7 protein-coding genes are annotated in these 7,952 nt (G+C 70.5%); 6 read left to right on the top strand and 1 reads right to left on the bottom strand.

From position 1 onward, the window contains the following. The 5 genes from ACWC21_RS41160 to ACWC21_RS41140 form a co-directional block, all read left to right on the top strand. Positions 1 to 213: flavodoxin-dependent (E)-4-hydroxy-3-methylbut-2-enyl-diphosphate synthase (locus tag ACWC21_RS41160; RefSeq protein WP_450889948.1), on the top strand; the 213-nt coding region annotated here is incomplete at its 5' end. 37 nt (positions 214 to 250) lie between these two features. Then, complete coding sequence (gene dxs, locus ACWC21_RS41155; protein ID WP_450889946.1) at positions 251 to 2,161, top strand: 1-deoxy-D-xylulose-5-phosphate synthase; 1,911 nt, start codon at positions 251 to 253, stop codon at positions 2,159 to 2,161. Next, positions 2,158 to 3,540, top strand: a complete 1,383-nt coding sequence (locus tag ACWC21_RS41150) for an aspartate aminotransferase family protein (RefSeq protein ID WP_450889944.1) — start codon at positions 2,158 to 2,160, stop codon at positions 3,538 to 3,540. Before dxs ends, ACWC21_RS41150 begins: the two co-directional genes overlap by 4 nt. A gap of 67 nt (positions 3,541 to 3,607) precedes the next feature. Further along, positions 3,608 to 4,231 carry a helix-turn-helix domain-containing protein gene (locus ACWC21_RS41145; protein WP_450889942.1) on the top strand — a complete coding sequence of 208 codons (624 nt, stop codon included), beginning with the start codon at positions 3,608 to 3,610 and terminating at the stop codon, positions 4,229 to 4,231. After that, positions 4,228 to 4,350 carry a DUF6126 family protein gene (locus tag ACWC21_RS41140; RefSeq protein ID WP_450889941.1) on the top strand — a complete coding sequence of 41 codons (123 nt, stop codon included), beginning with the start codon at positions 4,228 to 4,230 and terminating at the stop codon, positions 4,348 to 4,350. Before ACWC21_RS41145 ends, ACWC21_RS41140 begins: the two co-directional genes overlap by 4 nt. A 7-nt stretch (positions 4,351 to 4,357) precedes the next feature. Here the strand turns inward: ACWC21_RS41140 and ACWC21_RS41135 are convergent, their stop codons facing one another. Further along, entirely contained in the window at positions 4,358 to 5,155 is a 798-nt protein-coding gene (locus tag ACWC21_RS41135) for a tyrosine-protein phosphatase (RefSeq protein ID WP_450889939.1), read from the bottom strand. 171 nt (positions 5,156 to 5,326) lie between these two features. On the opposite strand from ACWC21_RS41135, the gene ACWC21_RS41130 reads away from it, so the two are divergent. Next, entirely contained in the window at positions 5,327 to 7,399 is a 2,073-nt protein-coding gene (locus ACWC21_RS41130; RefSeq protein ID WP_450889949.1) for an alpha-galactosidase, read from the top strand. Positions 7,400 to 7,952 lie beyond the last annotated feature (553 nt).

Below are 7,952 nucleotides of genomic sequence, written 5' to 3'. Positions count from 1 at the left end.
CTGACCGGCATGGAGGTCCCGCTGCGGGTGGCCGTGATGGGCTGTGTCGTCAACGGTCCCGGTGAGGCCCGTGAGGCCGATCTCGGTGTGGCCTCGGGCAACGGCAAGGGGCAGATCTTCGTCAAGGGCGAGGTCATCAAGACCGTCCCGGAGTCCAAGATCGTGGAGACCCTCATCGAGGAAGCCCTGAAACTCGCCGACCAGATGAAGTGAGTCCGAAGCAAGGTACGGACCGAGAGGGGGCCCGATCGTGACGATTCTGGAAACCATCCGGCAACCACGCGACCTGAAAGCGCTGTCCGAGGCGGAACTCGGTGAACTGTCCGAAGAAATACGCGAGTTCCTGGTACACGCGGTGGCCAGAACCGGCGGGCACCTGGGTCCCAACCTGGGGGTGGTGGAACTCACCGTCGCGCTCCACAGAGTGTTCGAGTCGCCGGTCGACCGCATCCTCTGGGACACCGGCCACCAGAGCTACGTGCACAAGCTGCTGACGGGGCGTCAGGACTTCTCCAAACTGCGCGGCAAGGGCGGCCTGTCCGGCTACCCCTCCCGTGAGGAGTCCGAGCACGACGTCATCGAGAACAGCCACGCCTCCACCGCCCTGGGCTGGGCCGACGGACTCGCCAAGGCCCGCGCGGTGCAGGGCGGGAGAGGGCACGTGGTCGCGGTCATCGGCGACGGCGCGCTCACCGGCGGCATGGCGTGGGAGGCGCTGAACAACATCGCGGCCGCCAAGGACCGGCCGCTGATCATCGTCGTCAACGACAACGAGCGCTCCTACGCGCCGACCATCGGCGGCCTCGCCAACCACCTGGCCACCCTGCGCACCACCGACGGCTACGAGAAGGTCCTGGCCTGGGGCAAGGAGATCCTGCTGCGCACCCCGGTGGTCGGCAGCACGGTCTACGAGTCCCTGCACGGCGCGAAGAAGGGCTTCAAGGACGCCTTCGCCCCACAGGGCATGTTCGAGGACCTGGGTCTGAAGTACGTCGGCCCGATCGACGGACACGACATCATGGCCGTCGAGTCGGCGCTGCGCCGCGCCAAACGCTTCCACGGGCCCGTGCTCGTCCACTGCCTCACCGAGAAGGGCCGCGGCTACGAACCCGCGCTCGCCCACGAGGAGGACCACTTCCACACCGTGGGCGTGATGGACCCGCTGACCTGCGCACCGCTCGCCCCGTCGGCCGGCCCGTCCTGGACCTCGGTGTTCGGCGACGAGATCGTGCGGATCGGCGAGGAGCGGGAGGACGTCGTGGCGATCACGGCGGCCATGCTGCACCCGGTGGGCCTCGGCGCGTTCGCCGAACGCTTCCCCGACCGGGTGTGGGACGTCGGCATCGCCGAGCAGCACGCGGCGGTGTCGGCGGCGGGACTGGCGACCGGTGGGCTGCACCCGGTCGTCGCCGTGTACGCCACCTTCCTCAACCGCGCCTTCGACCAGCTGCTGATGGACGTGGCCCTGCACCGCTGCGGGGTCACCTTCGTCCTCGACCGGGCCGGGGTCACCGGTGTCGACGGCCCCTCCCACAACGGCATGTGGGACATGTCGGTCCTCCAGGTCGTCCCCGGTCTGAGAATCGCCGCCCCGCGCGACGCCGACCAGCTGCGCGCCCAGTTGCGCGAGGCCGTCGCCGTCGACGACGCACCCACTCTGGTCCGCTTCCCGAAGGAGTCGGTGGGCCCCGGGGTACCGGCCGTGGGCCGGGTCGGCGGCATGGACGTGCTGCACCGCGCCGAACGGCCCGAGGTGCTCCTCGTCGCCGTCGGCGTCATGGCACCGGTGTGCCTCCAGGCCGCCGAGCTGCTCGAGGCACGCGGCATCGACTGCACGGTGGTCGATCCCCGCTGGGTCAAGCCGGTCGACCCGGCGCTGCCCGGGCTCGCCGCCGGACACCGGCTGGTGGCGGTCGTCGAGGACAACAGCCGTGCGGCCGGCGTCGGCTCCGCCGTGGCCCTCGCCCTCGGTGACGCGGACGTGGACGTTCCCGTACGGCGGTTCGGCATCCCCGAGCAGTTCCTGGCGCACGCCAAGCGCGGTGAGGTGCTGGCCGACATCGGCCTCACCCCGGTCGAGGTGGCCGGACGGATCAGCGCGAGCCTGGCGGTCGCGGACGCCGGGGGACCGGGCGAGCAGAAACAGGAGAAACCCGAATGACCACGGAGTTCGACCTCGGCGCGCTGCTGGCCGAGCGCGGAGCCGAGCGCTACGAGCTGCACGCCAGGCACCTCAACCACCAGCTCCCGCGCATGTTGCACACCATCGGCTTCGACAAGGTCTACGAGCGTGCCGAGGGCGCCTACTTCTGGGACGCGGACGGCGACGACTACCTCGACATGCTCGCCGGGTTCGGCGTCATGGGCCTCGGCCGCCACCATCCGGTCGTCCGCAAGGCACTGCACGACGTCCTCGACGCCTCCCTCGCCGACCTCACCCGCTTCGACTGCCAGCCGCTGCCCGGTCTGCTCGCCGAGCGGCTCCTCGCGCACAGCCCGCACCTGGACCGGGTGTTCTTCGGCAACAGCGGCACGGAGGCGGTGGAGACCGCCCTGAAGTTCGCCCGGTACGCCACCGGGAAGCCGAGGATCCTGTACTGCGAGCACGCCTTCCACGGCCTGACCACCGGCTCCCTGTCGGTCAACGGCGAGAGCGGCTTCCGGGACGGCTTCGCTCCGCTGCTGCCCGACACCGCCGTCCCCCTCGGTGACCTGGACGCTCTGGCCCGCGAGCTGAAGAAGGGCGACGTCGCAGCCCTGGTCGTCGAGCCGATCCAGGGCAAGGGCGTCCACGAGGCACCGCCCGGCTACCTGCGCGCGGCCCAGGAGCTGCTGCACCGGCGGGGTGCCCTGCTCATCGCGGACGAGGTGCAGACGGGCCTCGGCCGCACCGGCGACTTCTACGCCTACCAGCACGACGACGGCGTCGAGCCCGACCTGGTGTGCGTGGCCAAGGCGCTGTCCGGCGGCTACGTCCCGGTCGGCGCGACCCTCGGCAGGGACTGGATCTTCAAGAAGGTCTACTCGTCCATGGACCGGGTGCTCGTCCACTCGGCGAGCTTCGGCTCCAACGCCCAGGCGATGGCCGCCGGACTCGCCGTGCTGTCGGTCATGGAGAACGAGCAGATCGTCGCGAACGCCCGCGTCACCGGTGAGCGGCTCAAATCGCGGCTCACCGCGCTGATCGGCAAGTACGAGCTGCTCGCCGACGTCCGGGGCCGGGGCCTGATGATCGGCATCGAGTTCGGCCGGCCGAAGTCGCTGAAGCTGCGCAGCCGCTGGACCATGCTGCAGGCCGCGCGCAAGGGCCTGTTCGCGCAGATGGTGGTCGTCCCGCTGCTCCAGCGGCACCGGATCCTCACCCAGGTCTCCGGCGACCACCTCGAGGTGATCAAGCTGATCCCGCCGCTGGTCATCGGCGAGCGGGAGGTGGACCGGTTCGTCGACGCCTTCAGTGCCGTGATGGACGACGCGCACAGCGGCGGCCTGGTGTGGGACTTCGGCAAGACACTGATCAAGCAGGCGGTGGCCAACCGCTGAAACCAGGGGTATTTGTCTCTGAGGCAAGAAATTTGCCGCTGAGGCAATACTTTGGCCCAATGGAGGCATGAACGCCTCAGAAGCCGCGCCGCCGGCGGGTCAGGGCGACGACCTGCCCGCCGTGGCGCCGCAGTTGCGCGCCCTGCGCCGGCGCGCCGGCCTCACCCTGGAGGCCGCGGCCCGCACCGCGGGTCTCTCGCCCGCCCACCTCTCCCGTCTGGAGACCGGTGGGCGCCAGCCCTCGCTCCCGATGCTGCTCGCGCTCGCCCGTATCTACGGTACGACGGTCTCGGAACTGCTCGGTGAGAGCGTCGCCGACCGGGACGCCGTCGTGCGCGCCGCCGACATGGAGCCGACCCGGGCGGGCGGCTGGACGTACTTCCAGGCCGGCGCCCCCGGGCGCGGTATGCAGGCACTGCGCGTCCGGGTGCCGTACGGCACGCAGGGCGACATCGTGCGGGTCCACCCCGGAGAGGAGTGGCTCCACGTCCTCAGGGGCCGTCTGAGACTCCGTCTCGGCGAGACCGCGCACCTGCTCGCGCCCGGCGACAGCGCGCACTTCGACTCGCTCACCCCGCACCGCCTCGCCGCCGAGGACCACGACGGCGTGGAGCTGCTGTTCGTCCACACCCTGCTGCAGAGCCCCACGGCCGCACTGTGCCTGGGACCCCTCACCGGAGAGCTGTCATGAGCGACTACGAGACGAGATTCCCCCGTTCCCTGTGGGTCCGGCTGATCATCTACATCGCCGTGGGCCACCTTTTCGCCGCGTTCCTCTACCTGCTGTTCGCGCTGGGCGCCAAGGGCTGACCCCACGTCAGTCCAGCAGGCGCTCGCGCAGCCGCTCCCGGACCCCGGAGGTGATCCCCAGGCCCTGCTCCAGATAGGTGTCGACCCCGCCCCACGTCTCCTCGACACTCTCGAAGGCCGCCGACAGGTACTCGGCGCGCGCGTCGAAGAGCGGACTGAGCAGCTCCATCACCTCGGGGGTGTACGCGCTGTCCGGGTTGCCGCCCCGGCGCACCTTGTAGCGGCGGTGCTTCGCGTTGGACTCGAGGTAGTCGGCGACGATCGCCTCGCGTTCCACGCCCACCGCGAGCAGCGTCACGGCCACGGAGATGCCCGCGCGGTCCTTGCCCGCCGCGCAGTGCAGCAGGGCGGGGACGCTGTCCTCCGCCAGGGCGCGAAGCACCCTGGAATGCTCCCCGGTGCGCTCCCGCACGATCTTGCGGTAGGAGGCGATCATCCGCCTCTCCGCCTTGCCGTCCGCGAGGATCGCGCGCAGCTGGTCGAGGTCGCCGTCGCGGACCAGCCTCCAGAACTCCGCGCCGTCCGCCGGGTCACTCAGCGGCAGGCTCACATTGCGCACGCCGGGCAGTTCGACGTCCGGGCCCTCGAGCTTCTTGTCGGCCGCGTTGCGGAAGTCGAAGATCGTGTGCAGGCCCAGGGAGGCGAGGAACGCCGCGTCCTGCTCGGTGGCGTGCGCGAGATGGCCGCTGCGGAACAGTACCCCGTGCCGTACCCGGCGCCCGTCCGCCGTGGGCATGCCCCCCACGTCCCGGAAGTTGCGCACTCCGGTCAGCTCGGGCTCGGTCGACGGGACCTGCTGCGTCACGTGGGCTCCTCGCTGTCGCTCCCGCCGTCGCGGCTCGTCGGCGGGCACTCGGTCGACGATACGACATAGGTTTTCCCGGGCGATGAGTTGTCCACAGGCGTTGCTTCCGACGCCATGAGACCGTGATGATGTTGATGCTTGAGCGGATCTGTCGGCAACTGTGAGGCCCCGATGGTGGACATCGCCGAAAACGGTCGTACCTGGCTCCTGACGGGGCCCACCAGTGGTTACGCGCTGCATCTCACCGAGGCGCACGAACTGCTGCACCTCCACTGGGGCCCGCGCATCGCGCTCGCCGACGCCGAGGCTCTCGCGGTGCGTCCGCTGCCCGGCTACCGGCCCTTCGAGTCCCCGCTCGACGGCCGTGAGGAGTACCCGGTCGAGGGCGGCCCCCGTTTCGTGCGGCCCGCCCTGTCCGTGCGCACCGACGAGCGGCGCGGCACCGAGTGGGCCTTCGAGGCGTACGACACCGAGGGCGACGAGCTGCGGCTGCGCTTCAGGGACGACGCGGTGGCGGTCACGCTGCACTACCGGATGCGCGGGGACGTCGTCGAGCGCTGGGTGACGGTGGGCAACGAGGGGGACGCGCGCGTGGAGCTGCTGCGCGCCGACGCGGCCACCTGGACCCTGCCCGACCGGGACGGCTGGCGGCTGTCCCAGCTGCACGGCCGCTGGGCCGCCGAGTCCCGGCTGACCAGCGCCCCGCTCACGTACGGCGACAAGGTGATCGGCAGCCGCCGCGGTCACACCGGCCACCAGCACCTGCCCTGGGTCGCCCTGGACACCGGCGCCGGCGAGGAGCACGGCGAGGTCTACGGCTGCGCCCTCGGCTGGTCGGGGTCCTGGCGGATCGCGGTCTCCCAACTCCCGGACGCGCGCGTCCAGATCACCGGCGGGGCCGGGTACGACGACTCGGGCCTGCTGGCGCTGGCGCCGGGGGAGTCGTACACCACGCCCGTCTTCGCGGGCCTGTGGAGCGACGGCGGTTTCGGCGGTGCCAGCCGCGCCTGGCACGCCTACCAGCGGGCCCATGTGATCCCGGACGCGGACCGGGACCGGCCCGTGCTGTTCAACTCCTGGGAGGCCACCACCTTCGACATCTCCGAGGAGCAGCAGGCGACCCTCGCCCGGCGGGCCGCCGCGATCGGTGTCGAACTGTTCGTGGTCGACGACGGCTGGTTCGGTGCCCGCACCAGCGACCGGGCCGGGCTCGGCGACTGGACACCCAACCCGGACCGCTTCCCGAACGGCCTGAAGCCGCTCGCGGACTACGTGCACGCCCTCGGTATGCAGTTCGGCATCTGGGTCGAGCCGGAGATGGTCAACCCGGACAGCGACCTGTACCGGGCCCATCCCGACTGGGTGCAGTACCAATCCGGACGGAAGCGGACGGAGTTCCGCAACCAGCTCGTCCTCAACCTCGCTCGCGAGGACGTCCAGGAGTACCTCTGGCAGCAGCTCGACGGCCTTCTCTCCAGCGCCCCCGTCGACTATGTGAAGTGGGACTTCAACCGCTGCTTCACCGACGCCGGATGGCCTGGCGATCCGTACCCGCAGCGGCTGTGGGTGGACCACGTCGGCGCGCTCTACGCGCTCCTCGACCGGTTGCGGGCGGCCCATCCCGGCGTGGCGTTCGAGTCCTGCTCGGGCGGCGGCGGCCGGATCGACCTCGGCGTGATGAGCCGTACCGACCAGGTGTGGACCTCCGACAACACCGACCCGCTGGACCGGCTCGCCATCCAGCACGGCTTCAGTCAGATCCACCCCGCCCGGATCATGGCCGCCTGGGTCACCGACAGTCCGAACACCCAGCTCAACGACCGGGTCAGCAGTCTGCGTTTCCGGTTCGTGAGCGCCATGGCCGGGGTGCTCGGCGTCGGCGGCGACCTCTCGGAGTGGACGGAGGAGGAACTCTCCGAGGCCCGGGGGTGGGTGGAGCTGTACAAGGAGATCCGTCCGGTCGTGCAGCGCGGCGACCTGTACCGGCTGCGGCCGCCGGAGGGCGGGCTGAGCGCGGTGCAGTACGTCCTCGGGGACGAGTCGGTCGTGCTGGCCTGGCTCCAGGCGCAGCGGTACGGCGAACCGGTCCCGGCGGTGCGGCTGCGCGGGCTCGATCCGGCGGCGTCGTACGAATGCCGTGAAACGGGCGAAGTGCACCGAGGTGCCGTGCTGCTGCACCATGGGCTGGACACCGGGCTGCGGGGCGATCTGGATGCGACCGTTGTCCGTCTGCGGCGCATCTGATGCTTCTGTCCTGATTGGGTTCTTCACGGCGATTCATCCTGGAACAGGAGGCCATGGAGGCGCGTTCCGTGAGGAGCGTCATATGTGTGACCGTCCGTCACGCGTCATGTCCATGTAACCTACATCCGTTTCCGGGAATTGAATGGGCGGCCCCCCGGGGAATTCACGCAGGGTGACGGCGGATACCCGCGACGGATCAAGTCGAACGTGGTCAGCGGGGAGCATTCGCTTGTCTGTTCGCGTCCCGCTCGCTTACCTTCGCCACACTCCGGACGGAACGCCGAATCCTGCCGCCGCCCGGGGCCCGCACACACTCACCCGTGCACGGCAGGAGCGGGGGACCCACCAGGCAGGACCGCCTGTTCCGGTCTCCGGAACGGCCAGGGGGTGTCTTGTGGATCAGGCCGGCATGGACTGACAGTGCCTGGTCGGCTGGGCCGAGCGGGGTCTGGTGCGTGCAGCTGCAAGGCGGAGGAGGGCGTCGACGCGATGGGGGTCCCCCCGCTCGAGCGCAGCCGAGAGTGGGGGAGTCGGCAACCGACGACAACGCCGG

It is taken from the genome of Streptomyces sp. NPDC001348 (assembly GCF_053597535.1).
The sequence above is the reverse complement of the archived record's forward strand: the minus strand, read 5'-3'. Positions and strand labels throughout refer to the sequence as shown.

What these genes read in the sequence shown, in the direction of transcription:
- ACWC21_RS41150 (WP_450889944.1), top strand. Translation starts at nt 2,158, where the DNA reads ATGACCACGGAGTTCGACCTCGGCGCGCTGCTGGCCGAGCGCGGAGCC.
- ACWC21_RS41145 (WP_450889942.1), top strand. Translation starts at nt 3,608, where the DNA reads ATGAACGCCTCAGAAGCCGCGCCGCCGGCGGGTCAGGGCGACGACCTG.
- ACWC21_RS41140 (WP_450889941.1), top strand. Translation starts at nt 4,228, where the DNA reads ATGAGCGACTACGAGACGAGATTCCCCCGTTCCCTGTGGGTCCGGCTG.
- ACWC21_RS41130 (WP_450889949.1), top strand. Translation starts at nt 5,327, where the DNA reads ATGGTGGACATCGCCGAAAACGGTCGTACCTGGCTCCTGACGGGGCCC.